The 15,253-nt window shown below is 41.2% G+C and carries 14 protein-coding genes, 3 tRNA genes and 1 pseudogene; 12 read left to right on the top strand and 6 right to left on the bottom strand.

All coding sequences use genetic code 11. The features are described 5' to 3' along the window. The 3 genes from ACYQ3Q_RS27115 (at position 1) to ACYQ3Q_RS27105 (ending at position 2,979) form a co-directional block, all read left to right on the top strand. Positions 1–159 carry a hypothetical protein gene (locus tag ACYQ3Q_RS27115; RefSeq protein WP_459931524.1) on the top strand — a complete coding sequence of 53 codons (159 nt, stop codon included), beginning with the start codon at positions 1–3 and terminating at the stop codon, positions 157–159. Positions 160–443: 284 nt separating this feature from the next. After that, positions 444–1,562 (top strand): MGDG synthase family glycosyltransferase, encoded by a 1,119-nt coding sequence (locus ACYQ3Q_RS27110; RefSeq protein ID WP_459931523.1) that lies wholly within the window; start codon positions 444–446, stop codon positions 1,560–1,562. Positions 1,563–2,346: 784 nt separating this feature from the next. Beyond that, complete coding sequence (locus tag ACYQ3Q_RS27105) at positions 2,347–2,979, top strand: hypothetical protein (protein WP_459931522.1); 633 nt, start codon at positions 2,347–2,349, stop codon at positions 2,977–2,979. 202 nt (positions 2,980–3,181) lie between these two features. On the opposite strand, the gene ACYQ3Q_RS27100 is transcribed toward ACYQ3Q_RS27105, so the two are convergent. Both ACYQ3Q_RS27100 and ACYQ3Q_RS27095 read right to left on the bottom strand, forming a co-directional pair. Beyond that, positions 3,182–4,081 (bottom strand): radical SAM protein, encoded by a 900-nt coding sequence (locus ACYQ3Q_RS27100; protein ID WP_459931521.1) that lies wholly within the window; start codon positions 4,079–4,081, stop codon positions 3,182–3,184. A gap of 58 nt (positions 4,082–4,139) precedes the next feature. Then, entirely contained in the window at positions 4,140–4,718 is a 579-nt protein-coding gene (locus ACYQ3Q_RS27095) for a class I SAM-dependent methyltransferase (RefSeq protein WP_459931520.1), read from the bottom strand. A gap of 237 nt (positions 4,719–4,955) precedes the next feature. On the opposite strand from ACYQ3Q_RS27095, the gene ACYQ3Q_RS27090 reads away from it, so the two are divergent. The 3 genes from ACYQ3Q_RS27090 (at position 4,956) to ACYQ3Q_RS27080 (ending at position 5,186) form a co-directional block, all read left to right on the top strand. Beyond that, positions 4,956–5,030: transfer RNA gene (locus ACYQ3Q_RS27090), tRNA-Asn, on the top strand. Between the two features lies 1 nt (position 5,031). Continuing rightward, a tRNA-Met gene (locus ACYQ3Q_RS27085) sits at positions 5,032–5,108 on the top strand. Between the two features lie 4 nt (positions 5,109–5,112). After that, positions 5,113–5,186: transfer RNA gene (locus ACYQ3Q_RS27080), tRNA-Gly, on the top strand. Positions 5,187–5,579: 393 nt separating this feature from the next. On the opposite strand, the gene ACYQ3Q_RS27075 is transcribed toward ACYQ3Q_RS27080, so the two are convergent. The 3 genes and pseudogenes from ACYQ3Q_RS27075 to ACYQ3Q_RS27065 all read right to left on the bottom strand — a co-directional run bounded on the left by ACYQ3Q_RS27075 (position 5,580) and on the right by ACYQ3Q_RS27065 (position 8,245). After that, positions 5,580–6,392: a divergent polysaccharide deacetylase family protein gene (locus tag ACYQ3Q_RS27075; protein WP_459931519.1), complete on the bottom strand. Its 813-nt coding sequence runs from the start codon at positions 6,390–6,392 to the stop codon at positions 5,580–5,582. 345 nt (positions 6,393–6,737) lie between these two features. Then, positions 6,738–6,869: pseudogene (locus ACYQ3Q_RS27070) on the bottom strand (MBL fold metallo-hydrolase); the annotation flags it as partial. A gap of 1,220 nt (positions 6,870–8,089) precedes the next feature. Continuing rightward, positions 8,090–8,245, bottom strand: a complete 156-nt coding sequence (locus tag ACYQ3Q_RS27065) for a hypothetical protein (protein ID WP_459931518.1) — start codon at positions 8,243–8,245, stop codon at positions 8,090–8,092. Positions 8,246–8,280: 35 nt separating this feature from the next. On the opposite strand from ACYQ3Q_RS27065, the gene ACYQ3Q_RS27060 reads away from it, so the two are divergent. Then, positions 8,281–8,538, top strand: coding sequence for a hypothetical protein (locus ACYQ3Q_RS27060; RefSeq protein WP_459931517.1), 258 nt, complete (start codon positions 8,281–8,283; stop codon positions 8,536–8,538). 95 nt (positions 8,539–8,633) lie between these two features. Here ACYQ3Q_RS27060 and ACYQ3Q_RS27055 read toward each other — a convergent pair whose 3' ends face one another. Further along, positions 8,634–8,843, bottom strand: a complete 210-nt coding sequence (locus tag ACYQ3Q_RS27055; protein ID WP_459931516.1) for a hypothetical protein — start codon at positions 8,841–8,843, stop codon at positions 8,634–8,636. A 159-nt stretch (positions 8,844–9,002) separates the two neighbouring features. On the opposite strand from ACYQ3Q_RS27055, the gene ACYQ3Q_RS27050 reads away from it, so the two are divergent. The 5 genes from ACYQ3Q_RS27050 (at position 9,003) to ACYQ3Q_RS27030 (ending at position 15,045) form a co-directional block, all read left to right on the top strand. Beyond that, positions 9,003–9,530, top strand: a complete 528-nt coding sequence (locus ACYQ3Q_RS27050; RefSeq protein WP_459931515.1) for an HPP family protein — start codon at positions 9,003–9,005, stop codon at positions 9,528–9,530. Positions 9,531–9,609: 79 nt separating this feature from the next. Further along, positions 9,610–10,035, top strand: coding sequence for a universal stress protein (locus ACYQ3Q_RS27045; RefSeq protein ID WP_459931514.1), 426 nt, complete (start codon positions 9,610–9,612; stop codon positions 10,033–10,035). A 228-nt stretch (positions 10,036–10,263) separates the two neighbouring features. Next, on the top strand, positions 10,264–12,177 hold the full coding sequence (locus ACYQ3Q_RS27040) for a DNA gyrase/topoisomerase IV subunit B (RefSeq protein WP_459931513.1): 1,914 nt from the start codon (positions 10,264–10,266) through the stop codon (positions 12,175–12,177). A 25-nt stretch (positions 12,178–12,202) separates the two neighbouring features. Beyond that, positions 12,203–14,626 (top strand): DNA gyrase subunit A, encoded by a 2,424-nt coding sequence (gene gyrA / locus ACYQ3Q_RS27035; protein WP_459931512.1) that lies wholly within the window; start codon positions 12,203–12,205, stop codon positions 14,624–14,626. A 119-nt stretch (positions 14,627–14,745) separates the two neighbouring features. Further along, positions 14,746–15,045, top strand: a complete 300-nt coding sequence (locus ACYQ3Q_RS27030; protein ID WP_459931511.1) for a hypothetical protein — start codon at positions 14,746–14,748, stop codon at positions 15,043–15,045. The last annotated feature ends 208 nt before the right edge of the window (positions 15,046–15,253 follow it).

Genomic DNA, 15,253 nt, shown 5'->3' with positions numbered 1-15,253 from the left:
ATGACAATTCCCGGAGCAGAAAGCGAACCATTACGTATCAAGTCAATTACCGTACTTGCCTTAGAACCTTCGGAGATGGTTGAAATGCGCGCTACTTTATCAGAGCCTAAAGGGTTTGTAAGCTCCAGAAATAAGCAACTGTTCGTTTTAACAACCTGAACACCCGTGGTAAGTGTGTAATACTCTTCTTGGACGACGCTCTCCCTTGAGTCGGTAACAATTAACTCTTAACTTTATAATATGAAGTTTGCAAGCTATCGGTCCCCGGTTTGTAAGATTATAAAGACCTGATTTATCTACTAAACTTTAAATTATTTTCCAAATAAGATTTTAAATTTCTTGTAGATAGTTAGCTTAAAAGGGACTGCTGTGAAGAATACTAATAAAAGTTTCAAATACTTTTTACCCTATAAAGTAGTCCGTGAAGAAAGAGGAGATGAAGCTTGAAGAAGATTTTATTTTTGCCGTTCTTAACCGTACCTACAGGGCATCACTCGGTGGCCAATGCCTTAATTAGCTCTCTTGAAAAACGGATTCAAGGAGAATTTGCGAGTATTGACTTTCTGAGCTATTTTAGCCCACGACTGGAAAGAGCCGTTACGAACCTCTATTTAAACTGGATTAGTTACTCTCCAGCAACTTACAATTGGGCTTATGATTACTTCGCTTACCCGTCAAGTAGTACAAAATATAGGCAAGTGTATGAAAGTTTGTTCCTAACAAAGATGCAACGGCTGCTGTCAGAAAAGCAGCCTGATCTAATAGTTTGTACCCAAGCTTATCCATCTCTTTTGATTTCGTGTCTGAAAGTTCAAGGGAAAATTAAGACCCCTGTCATTAACGTTTATACCGATTTTTTTATCAATAACATTTGGGGACGTAGGGGAATCGATTACCATTTTGTTGCGGATGTTCCGTTAAAAAACGAGTTAGTACAAAAATATGGAGTACCCAAACACCAGGTATTTATAACCGGTATTCCGGTTGATGAGTGGTTAGTTCCCACGGCACGCCAGCAGAAATTATTCCCGCCTTACCATATCCTGATAGCAGGTGGAAATAACGGGTTAGGAGATATGACCGAGATTTTACAAGCCTTGAAAAATTCCCCGGATTTTTATTGCACTGTTCTCTGTGGTAATAATAAAAGGCTCTTTACAGAGATCATATCCTGGCAGATTAAAAACATTTATCCTCTCTCTTATATTTCATCGAAGAGAGAAATGGCTCTCTTATATGACCAAGTCGATGCAATTGTGACTAAACCTGGTGGTGTAACAATAAGCGAAACCCTTTGGAAGAGGATACCTATTTTTGTCTATTCCGCTCTACCTGGGCAAGAACAATTTAACCAGCAATACCTTACTACTCAAGGTTTAGTTTATCCCATAACTCAGGAACGCCCTGTACGAGAACAATTGCTTAGTATTTTAAGTGACAAATTTAAACAGGCAAACTGGCGGAAACGGGTCGATAGTTACTTCGATAGGCTAGAAAGGAGTGCCTGGGAAAAAATCGTGGAGATTTCAGATCAAAATCAGGTAGAAGTCGCATCACATTAAAAGGAGGAGATCTTATTGCCAGACTTTATTTCCGTTGGGTTACATCTCATCCTAAAACATCGCTACATAGTGTTTAGTATTGCTCTATTCCTGGGGATTGTGGGTTATTTATTCTGGAAGAAAATATTCTAGATTTCCCCATTCAATATTGGCAATGCCCCATGTTAAGAAAGAAAAAGTTGGTAGGTAGATAAGTTTTAAACAGTTCATATGTCCGATTAGAATAAATAGTGCCCCGGAAAGCTTCCTGGGACTAAAGTTCAAGGCAATTGGAGGCTGTTCCGCCAGCCTATCCAATAACCAGTACTAATGGCGATCATGCGAAATAGAAACACCGCAAAGGGCAACGGGCCAGGGAGATGATCCAATGAGTCCGAAATTAATGCTAAAATGGACGAGCACCCGAGATAAGTCCTATGTAGGCTTATGTGCCGGGTGCTCTGTAGTGGCTCCTTACCTTATTTGAGAAACCCTTACTAATAGGGTATGTGTATGTGTATGTAATGAGTTTATGATCGTTACTAGGGAAGGCACCGAAGTTTGTCCACCAACCAACGGTTCGGCTTAAAAAGGGAAAAAGAAAAGCGAAGAGATCTCCCAAGCCTCTTCGCAGCGACGTTAAATTATAATATTAATATAAATCAACGTTTATTCTTTTTTTTGTATCGGTTTTTTCTTTGGGAAACCTGACTTCCAACATGCCGTTCTTGTAAGTGACTTTTGTTCCACATGAAAAAAGCAAAACAGGGTATATTATGGCTTGAACTGGTAGGAGGTCATAGGGATGATAGGAACTGTTAAAATGATACTATTTTCGATAAATTTTTTTATAATATTGTGGTTGGCAACTAATAACTTTTTAGCCAACTCAAATGACGGCATGTCAGTTAGAAGGCCCGAACAGTCTATAATTGAGTCGGTTCCAGCTTCTGGAATTCAACCCGGAGACATCCTTTTAATAAGTGGTAATACTTTGGTGGATAAAATAATTAAGTTAGTGACAAGAAGCCCTTATAGCCATGTTGTAGGTGTGGTTAACCCCAATCAAGTAGTAGAAATTCTTCCTTTGTCAACAGCAAGGTTCAAAAAAATACAGGATTATACTGGACGTGCTGACGTGTTCACTTGTGAACGATTATCCAACGATGACCGAAGAAAGATTGTTGACTATGTGACGGGGAAGATCGGGGCCTCATACGACTACTACTTGATAATCTGGGAAGCCTCACGCTACTTGTTTAACTGGGTATGGCCCTACGACAACAAGGATAGTAGCATTTGCTCAACACTTTGGTCAGAAGCCTACCGCAAGGCCGGAATTGATTTATGTCCTGACGTTAAGTTTCCTGTACCGGGGGATCTTGCAAAGTCAAGATATTTACATAAAGTCAAAATTGATAAAACTATCAAACATTAATAAATAGCGTTTTTTAATGAAAAAAGACGTCGGAACAAACCGAAAAAGGTTAGTGTTGGCAATTAAAACTTTCAGTGTATATTTCGGTCAAATTTTGGTCGTTATATAAAAGAGAGGGATACTATCAGATATCGTGGTACGGGTTAGTTGGTTATACCTAATAAACAATCATTAGTTTAAAAAGCCCTACCAGTTATTATGGTTACCTTACAAGGTTTAAACCTAGTCTTTGGGCAAATGCTAAAGCTTTCTTGTATTCTTGTTTGGACAGTCTTTGGGATATCTCGAAATATCTGGACGCTTGATGGGCCGGGTAATACTGGTCCATTAAGTTTACTACGCAATCGGGCGACAATTCTTGCTTGATGTATTTTAAGACTTCTTTGCTATCTTCAAGTCCCCCTGGCATCATTAAATGCCTAATAATCAGTCCTCGGTAAGCAATCCCATCTTTGTTCACCTTCAATCCGCCTACCTGATGGTCCATTTCCTTTAAAGCTAACTTCACCTTTTCAGGATAATCCTTCACCTTGGAATAGCGGCTTCCCCTTTCAGCGAGATGATACTTAAAGTCGGGCATGTAGATGTCAACCACACCATCTAGCAAAGCCAAAGTTTCAAGATTTTCATAGCCGCCGCAATTATAGACCAGCGGGAGGCTTAATCCTTTTTGAGCCGCCATAAAAACAGCGTCCAGGATGTTCGGCACAAAATGGGTTGGTGTCACAAGATTGATATTATGACAGTGGTAATGATTCTGGAGCAGGAGCATAATTTCCGCTAACGTCTCGTTCGTAATTATTTGCCCTTCGCCGCCGAAACTAAGCTCGCAGTTCTGGCAAAAAACACAACGCATGTTGCAATAACCAAAAAAGATCGTGCCTGATCCATTGTGTCCAACTAAAGGCGGTTCCTCCCCATAGTGCGGACCATAGCTGGCGATCACAGCCTTGTCGGGAGCCTGGCAAAAACCAAGCTTTTCTAGCCTGTTGACTCCGCATTGGTGAGGACAAAGATTACACTTTAACAGATGTTCTTTGGCCTTGAGCACTCTTTGTTCCAGTTGATGGTTTTTCAAGAGTTTGACGTAACCTGGCTCCATTTTTCACCTTTTTCAAAAACTTTTAAGCGTAATGTTAACGAATAAAAAATCGTTATTTTTATGGGAGCGTTGCCGTAAATAGAATCTCGTTATATAAAACCTTCTTAAATTGTGTTAGGAATTCGGTTTTAAAGTCTTTAAGTTCAAACATTTTTATGTAAGAGTCGTAATCTCGAATAAAGCTACCGTTATCACATAATTTCATAACGGAGTTAGAAAAAAAAGATTTTTTAAACAGACATGGTTCCAAGACAACAACTTTGCCATAAGGCTTAAGAATTCGCTGAAACTCAGAGAGATAAGGTGAGAAATCGTCTGAAGCGATGTGATGTAACACCGATAGCGTAAGGATGTAATCGATAGAATTGTTCTCCAGAGGCAGATTGGTACCTTCCAAGACTAGAAAGTTGTAACCCGGGTTTAAACATCTGGCATAAGCAATGCGTCGCGAATCTGGATCTACCCCTATATAGTGGGCTTTCGAACACAGGGAGCTAGCTGACCCAATTCCCGAACCAAAATCAAGTACCTTTTTGTCGGTGAAATTAAAATATCGGCCCAGAACACCTTTTATGTACAAATTGTTTAAAATATCTGGACGGACAAACCAATGATAGAGACGAGGGGATAATTCCATGCATTTCACCTCAAAAATTTTTTAAATACATGGACTAATATTCCCTTATTATAAAGAATTTATTTATTTTTTGGTTAAGTTGGTTTACCATTCCTAAGCACACCCGAATCCGCTTGCCTCCCCCTTAAACTTAACCTGGGTAACTTTATTGAGGCGGCTGAAGAGGTCGGTTTGCTAAACCGTTAGGGTGGGTAACTGCCGCGAGGGTTCAAATCCCTCCTTCTCCGCCAGATATATTCCTCGATAGCTCAATGGTGGAGCAACCGGCTGTTAACCGGTAGGTTGTAGGTTCGAGTCCTACTCGGGGAGCCATGGCAGGGTAGCCAAGTCGGTCTAAGGCAAGCGGTTCATACCCGCTCATGCGAGGGTTCGAATCCCCACCTGCTACCAACATGCGGGTGTAGCTCAATGGTAGAGCGCTAGCCTTCCAAGCTAGTTACGAGAGTTCGATTCTCTTCACCCGCTCCATTAGAACTAATTTCTCTGTTACATATATTTGCGCTCTCCCTATACTAATGAAGTTTATCGGAGACGTATTTGCGAAGGTGAAAACGCATGGGGAAGGAATAAGCGTTGCTTTTTAAAGTCAGAGAAACTAGATTACCTTTCCGGATGATACTTTCACAGCAGATGAAAAAGTCAAAGCCTGAGTAGACGCCGTTTGAAAATATATCCCTAACGAATGCTTCGAAGCTGTCTTAAAATATCGGAATTCGAGGTGCTGGTAAAGTTTCTGGATAACCCAGAGGGGGCGACAGCATGGATGTGTGACGAGAACTCATGTCAATTTGTTCGCAGTTCTGACGTCGTTGAATAAGCGTTTTATGAGGGAGTAGAGCGAGGTAACATTCTGAATGTTGCTTACGAATGCAGCAACTCAGATAATGGCACTACTTGAATGCCTTGAGCACTCATTTCCGGCAGCATCTCCCTTATAGCCCGGGCAGTATTAGGGCCTTGTGGTCCGACGTGCCCGATACCTATAGCTTTACCGGAAGTTTTAGCTTTAGCTATCAATAGTCTTATTTGTTTTTTTATAGAATTAAGATCAGCTGAATTGTCCAAGAAAACATCCCGGGTACCCGATATAACACCTGCCTTCTTTGCTTCCTGGGCCAAAATTGTGGATTCACTGGTCCTGCTGTCCAAAATTATCAAATTGTGTTCTTTGGCGGTTTCCACAATTGCTTCCACTATTTTAGGATTCTCTGTGCCTTTTGATCCCATGTGATTGCTGATACCAACAGCATAAGTTATTTGCTCCACACTGTGGTCAAGTCGAGTTCTAAGTTCCTGGGGAGATAAATTTGTGGTTAAGGCACCGGGTCCAAGCCATTCCGGACGTCCATTTTTTGATTCAATAGGCATGTGAATGATGATTTCGTAACCTAGGTTGTGCAATAATTCAGCTTCTTTCTGTGAATACAATAAATTAGGCATTATTGCCGCAGTAATAGGAATACCCAGTTCCAACATCTGTTGAGTTCCCGGATTGTCAATACCAAAATCATCAATTACGATAGCAATTTTAACGTTGACAGGTTGCGGTGTCATTGTGTGATTCAAATGTCCTACAATACGAACAAAACCTACAAATATCAAAAATACTGTTATTAGAGCCGTAATTGCTAAAATCGGGCAGCGAACGATCAGAATTATTGTGCGCTGATTCACTTTTTCCACCATCCTCTATTTCACTTCTTATGTAAGTATATTGACTTAACTAGTAGTAAGACGCAAAAAAGCATTAAAATACCCTCCTGTGCTAATTAAGCGTAGGAGAGTATTTCTTTAATTGGGACTATATGTCGGTTGTTTAGCCAATGAAGCTTCCATTAATCCTTATTCGGTAGCAGCTTTTAATAGTAACCCCGTAATAAGCAAGGCCGCATATTTTAGCCGGGCGGCATTGCGATTCTGTAGATTTACCCACCGTCCTCAAACTATCAATAAAGAAATTCTTGGAATCGCTAAAATCCAAAGTGGATAAAACGGTGGATGATGGTGAGGTGTTACGACCAATTGCCCATTTACAACATTAAGAGCATCTCCGGCAATAAGAGTTTTATATTGGTTAAGATACAGGCAAATGTGTCCCAGAGTATGGCCTGGAGTAAAAATCACCGTGATCCCTCCACAGTATGGTGGTTCGCTTAACGCTAACGTATAAGATGTTGAATGATAGAAGAGTAAGGCCCCCGCGTAATGAGGGGACCTTATCCTTAGCCTCTAAAAAATGAAGCTTAGAATTTCGTATGGCCCAGTTATGATACCACGTGGTGTTCTCAATTCCACCCTTACCGTTGCACTTAGGGCATTGTTCCTCTAGCGCATTAACGTCAATCATTACTTAACCTCCGTTCAGCAATTCTATTGATGTATTCTATTACGGAAATGGCTGAAGAGAAGCATTCGTCTAAATAATAGCATAATAATCCGTATCTAGGGCATGATATCTCTCGATACGCGTTCCTCCTACACTAGGCTCTCATCGGTAAGGATGGGGGCCTTCATCGTCTAAATGCAAGGGTGGGGAAATTCAACTCACGGATGGAATTAAGGAACTAGGGCGATATCAGGAAATCCTCGCTTATGAACATTACTTAACCTCCGTTCTGCTGATTCCATTAATATAGTCTATTAGCAGAAATGGCTGAAGAGAGGCATTTGTCTATACGAGTAGCATAAAAACCCGGGTCGCAGGCATAATATCCTTTGTAAATTTGCTCGTCCTACTCATTGGCTCGCATCGGTAACGGTGGGGTCCTTTTTTATATCCAAATGGTATCCGAATAAGAGACGTATGGGTTAGGGAAGGATATACGCAGAGGTGAGAAACGTATATGGCTGGGTATAGTGTGTGGAAGGAGCTAATCAAACCAACGATACTCGCATACATTATAGCGTGTGCAATCCCAGGTGGAATCGCAGGAGTATATTATTTGTATAGTACTTATTTTTAGATCACCCAGGCGCAAATGTTGGGGTGATCAAATTGTTCTGGCATATTAATCCCTGAACCAGTTGGGAGGAATAATGTGTCTGAACTTGAAGAATTGCGCTTAAGTATGTTCAAGATAAAAAAGTGTAGATCTATACTGATCAGAAGACGAAACTGCAAGTGAAATATAAAATGATAGAAAAGGCAAAAGTGTTGACGCTGAATTAAAAAGTCCGAAAGCTGACGTCTTGCCTGTCCCTAAGTTGACGAATATAATGACCATGACGTTATATCCTTGAAGAAAGGAGAAAGACGCCTCATCGAGGGTGTTTTATACGAACCACCACGTAGAGACATTGTAGTGGATGAATCAACCCTCTCACTTTGGAAACTCTGGTTTTTCACGTGGGTAGTCTTCGCCCAAGGCTGCTTACAGTCGATCTCGATTCGTTTCAACCTTTCTGTGGAGAACTCGTCCGATCGACCACAGTCCGCACTCCAACTCCTTGGACAGTTTGTCGGTACCGCAGACGGTTGGATGAGTAGAACTGTCCAACCGATCGCGAATTCTCACCGTTGCAGACATACCCGTTCTGCATTCATGTCCACCTTCATCTGCTGATGCAAATAATAGAGAGAGATATTGATTATGTTTCAACTGTTGTAAAGAATATTTTGGTGGATGGAAACTATAATGAAGACAATGCAAGTCTGGATGTTCTTTGGGATCAAGATAACTACGATGAGTTAATCACAGTTGCAATGGATGCAATTAAAGAAAACTCAAAATCTTTCTATAGCTTTAATTCACTGGGCGAACGGCTCTTAGCACTAAGCAGGGCGAGACAGAAAGATGGTCGAGGCAGGAAAGTTGGATAAGTGATTACATAATTAGAAATAACGCTGACTTCGACTCAATGAAGTTTATCTTTGGAATTATCTGTAATTTGTCAGATGAGCAAAAAAAAGATTCACTATTGATGTTCTGCAAAACGTAAATCTGGTGTAGTCTCTTTCGTCTCGTCTGGTTGTAACTTTATTGAAGAGTTGATAGGAGACGTATAAGACTTGCCGAGAGTGGGTAAACTTCGAACTTGATTTAGGGAGAAAGCAGCTTTGGATCCAGATACATCAACTGTAAGAAGAAACATAAAAGGAAGTAGAAGCAGTAGAATCTTTCTCATAGCCTTCCTCCAATCATTTTTGTGGATAATTCCATTATGCATGCTTGCCTCTTCTTTGAATAGAGGATGATTACTGGAAAAAGTGTGACATTGGTTACAACCTCTTAGCCAAAATAAGTTATAATTAATTATAGAAATTTGGACTGGGAGTGAGTTAATATGCAGGTACCGTCGTTTCTGATTAGCTATCTAACTAAAATGAAGGGTAACAAGAGAGCTACTCCCCTTATTTCCCCTCCACCTTTGGATGTGATCCTTTCTTTGATAGGCACTCTTTTTGGGATATGGGCTATTACGTTTATTTTTAACAAGTTTGATCTGTTGATTGTGGCCTCTATTGGCGCATCTGCAGTTTTAATTTACGGGGTTCCTGATGCTCCACTTTCGCAACCGCGTAATGTGGTATTCGGCCAAATATTATCTGCAGCGGCGGGCGTTATAACGTTTATGATGTTTGGTCTAACCTGGTGGACGCCTGCCTTAGGCACTGCCCTCGCTTTGCTGATTATGCTTCTAACAAAGACGACACATCCACCAGGGGGAGCAACCGCATTATTTGCTGTTTTAGGGAAAGCCCAGCTGGATTACATAGTGACTATAGCAGTAGGAATGGTCATCTTAGTCGTGGTCGGAGTCCTTATAAATAACCTCTCACCTAATAGACACTACCCAAGGTATTGGTTTTAAATAGAAGCGCCTAACTGAAAAAATACCGGATATGAGACATACTCTGGAGAAGTACTTTGTAAGAGTAGGAGGGCAAATCATGTTTAATACTATTTTGGTCCCTACGGATGCTTCTGAGACAGCGCAGCGTGCGTTGATGGTTGCTATAAAGATTGCCAAGAAGTTTGCTTCCCGTATCGTCCTTCTGCATGTTGTTTTCACGCCAGAGGCTTTAGGATACACACTTTCTAGTGGAATAAGTGTCCCTCAAGAAGAAATTAGTATTTATGGGGGAGAGGCTTTGACGGTAACTTTGGACAAAATTGACCCAGGGAAAGTACCTATCGAAAAGAAGTTAATTCCAGGACATCCATCATTTGCTATTCTAGAAGAGATTAAGAGTGGGAAGATAGACCTTGTGGTTATGGGTAACCGTGGATATGGACCGATCGCTGGTTCCTTACTGGGAAGTGTTAGCCAACGTGTTTTAAGCAAAGCAGAATGCCCGGTCATGATCGTTAAATAAGAGAGTCATGAGAACGCACAGAAGTTACTGAGCGTTCTCATTATTATTTTATTAAAGTTATTGAGGTGAGTTTTCTGGACAAATAGGTGAATCAGATGATAATGTACTTATTATTGATAACCATCGGATAAAGGAAACTTACTTCAGGTGGAGTTTTAGTCATCTAAAGTTTAAACTGAACTTATCCAGGGCTTAGTAAATGAGAATCATTAAGGAAGTGAACTAGTCTTGTCAGAAACTCAGTATAATGCAGAATCTATCCAGGTCTTAGAAGGTTTGGAGGCAGTCCGCAAACGACCTGGAATGTATATCGGTTCCACGGGGAGTAGAGGGCTGCACCACCTGGCTTATGAAATTATTGATAACGCCATCGACGAGGCTGGAGCTGGATTTTGTGATCGAATCGAGGTCACTATTAATCCAGACGGATCGATGAAGATCGAGGACAATGGGCGTGGAATTCCAGTTGACATACATTCTGTCAAAAAAGTTTCGGCCGTACGTTTAGCTTTTGAGACGTTACATGCCGGGGGGAAGTTTGATGGGAATACCTATAAAACATCCGGAGGTTTGCATGGCGTCGGGGCAAGCGTCGTAAATGCTTTGTCTGTTTACTTGACAGTCGAGATAAGACGGAATGGAAAACGTTATCGTGTTGAGTATGTCAATGGTGGTCAGCTTAAATCAGATTTACATACCATCGGGAAAAAGGTGACAGGAACAGGTACATCGGTCGTTTTTAAACCGGATTCCTTTATTTTTAAAGAGACGACGGTCTTCAAATATGACACCCTGCGCAGTCGTTTGATGGAGCTTTCATTTCTCAACAATGGCTTAACCATCGTTCTGACTGATCTACGTGGAGAACTGAAATCGGAAACCTTTTATGCTCAAAATGGCATCATTGGCTTTATAGAACACTTAAATAAAGTGTCTAACGTTTCCCCAGTGCATAAGAAACCCATCTATTTCAAAGGGGAAAAAGATGATGTCGTTGTGGAGTGTGCCATTAAGTACAACGATGGAGATGACGAATCTCTGCATTCATATGTTAATAATATTCCTACAGATGAGGGCGGGACTCATGAGTCGGGATTTCGAACGGCTTTGACCAAAGTTTTTAATCTTTACGGACGGCGGAATAATCTTTTCAAAAAAGATGAAAATCTAATTGGCGACGACCTTAAAGATGGCTTGACTTGTGTACTATCACTCAAGATTAAAGAGCCTCAATTTGAAGGGCAGACTAAAACCAGACTTTCTAATATGGAAGTTGAAGGGATTGTTCAGTCGCTAACTAATGAGGGGATAAGCCAATTCTTTGACCAAAACCCTGCTGTTGCTAAAGAGGTTATCAACCGGTCCTTGACGACTTGCCTGCTGAGATTAGCTGCCAAGAAAGCTAAGGAACTGAAAAAGAAGGCTCGTGATGCCGAAGTTAAGGCGTTAAGCGGTAAACTCGCGGCCTGTAGCGGGAAGGATAAATCCCGCAATGAACTCTTTCTTGTCGAAGGGGATAGTGCAGGCGGTTCTGCCAAAATGGGTCGTGACCGACGATTCCAAGCGATCCTTCCATTGCGAGGAAAAGTCATTAACACCTACCGAGCCAAGATCGATAAGGTTTTAGAAAATGAGGAGATTAGGAGCATTATCACAGCAGTAGGCTCTGGGATCGGAAAAGAATTCGATTTAGAGAAGGGTAATTATGCTCGCGTTTGTATTATGACAGATGCGGACATTGACGGAGCACATATCCGTTGTCTGTTGTTGACTTTTTTCTATCGCTACATGAAACCGCTAATTTTGAACGGACGAGTTTTTATTGCTCAATCTCCGTTATATAAAGTTGAGAAAGAACGGGGCAAGATAATTCGCTACGCTTTTGATGAGAACGAACTTAAGAAAGAACTCAAGGAATTAGGCAAGACAGCCAAGATTTCACGTTATAAAGGGCTTGGGGAAATGAATCCGGAGCAACTTTGGGAAACAACCTTGAATCCAGCCAATCGACGCATGATTCAGGTGACGATCGATGATCTTCTGGAGGCAGAACGGAAACTAAGAATCCTCATGAGTGAGCAAGTCGAGCCAAGACGTGATTTTCTGATGGAGAATATTGTGTTTACTGACGATGATATGTAGAATTTTTGGGAGGGGTTAATACCCAATGAGTATATTAGAGGACAACATTAGCCAACGTCCCCTTGAAGACGTTTTACCAGAATCGTTCTTAGGTTATTCCAAACATGTTATACTGCAACGGGCTGTCCCCGATGTGAGGGATGGACTAAAGCCAGTTCACCGTAGAATTCTTTTTTCGATGGACGAAATTGGGATGCATACGGACAAACCGTATAGCAAGTCCGCGCGTTTGGTAGGGGACTGTATGGGAAAATACCATCCCCATGGCGACTCGTCCATCTACGATTCCGCAGTACGTATGGCCCAACCCTGGTCCACACGCTATCCTATGGTGGATGGTCAAGGGAATTTTGGCTCAATTGATGGAGACAATGCGGCGGCAATGCGTTACACAGAAATGAGAATGACACATTTATCTCAGCTCATGACCCAAGACATCGAGAAAAATACGGTCCTTTTTAAAGCAAACTATGATCAACGCTTGAAAGAACCTGTCGTCCTCCCTAGCCCTTTCCCCAATCTGCTGGTTAATGGGGGTTCAGGAATCGCTGTAGGGATGATGTCTAATATGCCTCCCCATAATTTGAGGGAAGTTGTAGCCAGTGTGATCCTTCAAATCGATAATCCTCAGATAACGGTTGATGAGCTCTTAGAAAAGGTGAGTGGACCAGACTTCCCTACCGGTGGAGTGATCATCGGCACTGAGGGGATCGTTAATGCCTACAAAACTGGGCGTGGAAAAGTCACGATGCGTGGTAAGGCGATCATAGAACAAGGGAAAAATGGTAAAAGCATAATCGTAATTACGGAGATTCCTTATCAAGTTAATAAATCAACCCTCGCTGCCAAGATAGAAACGCTTGCTGACATAGGTAAAATCGAGGGAATAAGTGAGGTTAGGGATGAATCTGATCGAGAAGGGATTCGTCTTGTGGTTGAATGCCGCAAAGAAGCGGATCCTCTAAGCGTTTTACGCCTTTTATATAAGTTTACCCAGATGGAAGATACGTTTGGGATTATTAACTTAGTGATTACAGCAGAAGGCACTCCGAAGGTTTTAGGTCTAAAGGAGATTAATGCTGCATTTATCACCCATAGAAGAATTGTTGTCACCAAGCGCACAGAATTCGATCTAGAAAAGGCACGCTTAAAAACACACATTCTGGAAGGATTGGTTATAGCAATTAATAATCTTGACGATGTGATTGCCATAATTCGGGCCAGTAAAACCCCTTCCTTAGCTAAGGCTAACTTAATTACTACTTTTGAACTGTCTGAGATTCAAGCACAAGCAATTTTAGAGATGAAACTTCAACATTTAACGAACTATGAACTGGAGGGCATTAAAAAGGAGCATGCCGATGTCTTAAAGTTGATAGCTGAGTTAGAAAGCATTCTTTCGGATGTGAATAAAGTCTACAGCATTATTAAAAAGGAACTCAAAGACATTTCCGATCAGTATGGAGATGATCGACGGACCATCATTTTGCCCGAAGAAATGAGAAATCAATTTGACCTGAGTTCTTTTGATGAACCTGACAATCTCATCGAAGTTATGCTCACTAAGAATGGCTATATTAAAAGGACCACTCTCCAAGTCAAGAAAAACAAAGCGACTGCCCTGATCTGTATTTTCAAAGATGGAGATAGTTTAGCTGAGAAGATAACTTGTTCAGAAAAGGATACACTTTATTTCTTTAGCCAAACTGGAAAATTCTACAGTATTAATGCCAAAACAGTTCCTGATGTCGGCTATAAAGATAAAGGTGGTCCCCTAACCAATCTATTTCCTTTGCCAACGGGCGAAAAAATTGTTTCTACTTTATCCATCAAAGACACTTCAGACGGAGTTCACCTTGTATTTGTTACTAAAGATGGACAGGTTATGCGCAGTCCAGCTAGTGATTTTGTAAACGCTCGTTCACCCGAAGCCATTGGGCTCAAGGAGGGTGACTCAGTGGTTAAAGTCTTCATTAGCGATGATCAAAGGGATTTATTTTTGGCAACCCACAAAGGACAAGCGATCCGCTATTCAGAGGCGGAAATTAATCCTATGGGTCGAAAATCACGGGGGGTTAAAGGAATAGCCCTAGGTGATGAAGATTGGATTGTCGATGCCTTGTTATTATCTGATTCTGAAGCAGAGAGTTCGTTAAGAGATCTTATAACTATCACTGAACGTGGATTTCTAAAAAGGACTTCCTTTGCCGAATTTAAACCCCAGGGACGCGCAGGAAAGGGGATTACTATTAGCAAGGTAGACCCTGTAGTAACAGGTTTTATCGTAGGGATCGCCCAAGTCAAAGAGGATGACTCATTAAACATTATCCAAGTTAGCGGAACTGTCACAAAAATTGCTGTAAAGAACGTGAAAGTGGAGCCCCGGACCAAACCTGGAACGCAATGGATTCCCGTAATATTAGATGATTTTACGGTAAGTATTATTTAAAGTAGTTCACCTAACTCCGTTCGTGGGGGTCTCAATTAAATGGATTAATGGCTGACCGATGCTCTTCAGAAAAATACTTGAATAAAGTAGTATCTGAAGCAACATAATATAACACGGACGTGAGCTTAAGTGGAGGTATATTAGAGATGGAAATTTCCGATTTAAATGTGAACGGGTCGGGATTCGATAATGAATATAATTTTAACAATTACGCATTGACGCTAGTTTTTAGAAATGGAGATACTGAAAAAACGGTCAGAGCAAATTTGAGATACTACCCTAGAGAAAACGTATGGGATTTAAACCCCATCTTTTACGAGTACACAGAACAAGAGAAGCGAGATTTAATTGCACAGATTGTCAATAATGACAACTTTAAAACAGTATTTCAAACGATTGAGCACACTTTGGAAGGATAGGAATCTAAGGATTCTAGAAATTTGAGATTTTATGAGATAATGTGTTGACAGCATAGTTTCAAAATGGTATTATAACTGAGCGCCACAAAGACGCGCACGATTGAAAGGCCGTTGAATATACTGTCATCACGGCACCTTACCATCGCAAACCTTATCCAATGGTCTTTGAAAACTAAACAACAAGGACAGCCAATGAGAGAAACTCGAG

The sequence above is a fragment of the Desulfosporosinus burensis genome (assembly GCF_054657535.1).
The sequence above is the reverse complement of the archived record's forward strand: the minus strand, read 5'-3'. Positions and strand labels throughout refer to the sequence as shown.

Coding starts and splice junctions, on each gene's coding strand:
- ACYQ3Q_RS27060 (WP_459931517.1), top strand. CDS start 8,281: ATGCAAATAATAGAGAGAGATATTGATTATGTTTCAACTGTTGTAAAG.
- ACYQ3Q_RS27095 (WP_459931520.1), bottom strand. CDS start 4,718: ATGGAATTATCCCCTCGTCTCTATCATTGGTTTGTCCGTCCAGATATT.
- ACYQ3Q_RS27115 (WP_459931524.1), top strand. CDS start 1: ATGACAATTCCCGGAGCAGAAAGCGAACCATTACGTATCAAGTCAATT.
- gyrA (WP_459931512.1), top strand. CDS start 12,203: ATGAGTATATTAGAGGACAACATTAGCCAACGTCCCCTTGAAGACGTT.
- ACYQ3Q_RS27100 (WP_459931521.1), bottom strand. CDS start 4,081: ATGGAGCCAGGTTACGTCAAACTCTTGAAAAACCATCAACTGGAACAA.
- ACYQ3Q_RS27055 (WP_459931516.1), bottom strand. CDS start 8,843: ATGAGAAAGATTCTACTGCTTCTACTTCCTTTTATGTTTCTTCTTACA.
- ACYQ3Q_RS27105 (WP_459931522.1), top strand. CDS start 2,347: ATGATAGGAACTGTTAAAATGATACTATTTTCGATAAATTTTTTTATA.
- ACYQ3Q_RS27050 (WP_459931515.1), top strand. CDS start 9,003: ATGCAGGTACCGTCGTTTCTGATTAGCTATCTAACTAAAATGAAGGGT.
- ACYQ3Q_RS27045 (WP_459931514.1), top strand. CDS start 9,610: ATGTTTAATACTATTTTGGTCCCTACGGATGCTTCTGAGACAGCGCAG.
- ACYQ3Q_RS27065 (WP_459931518.1), bottom strand. CDS start 8,245: ATGTCTGCAACGGTGAGAATTCGCGATCGGTTGGACAGTTCTACTCAT.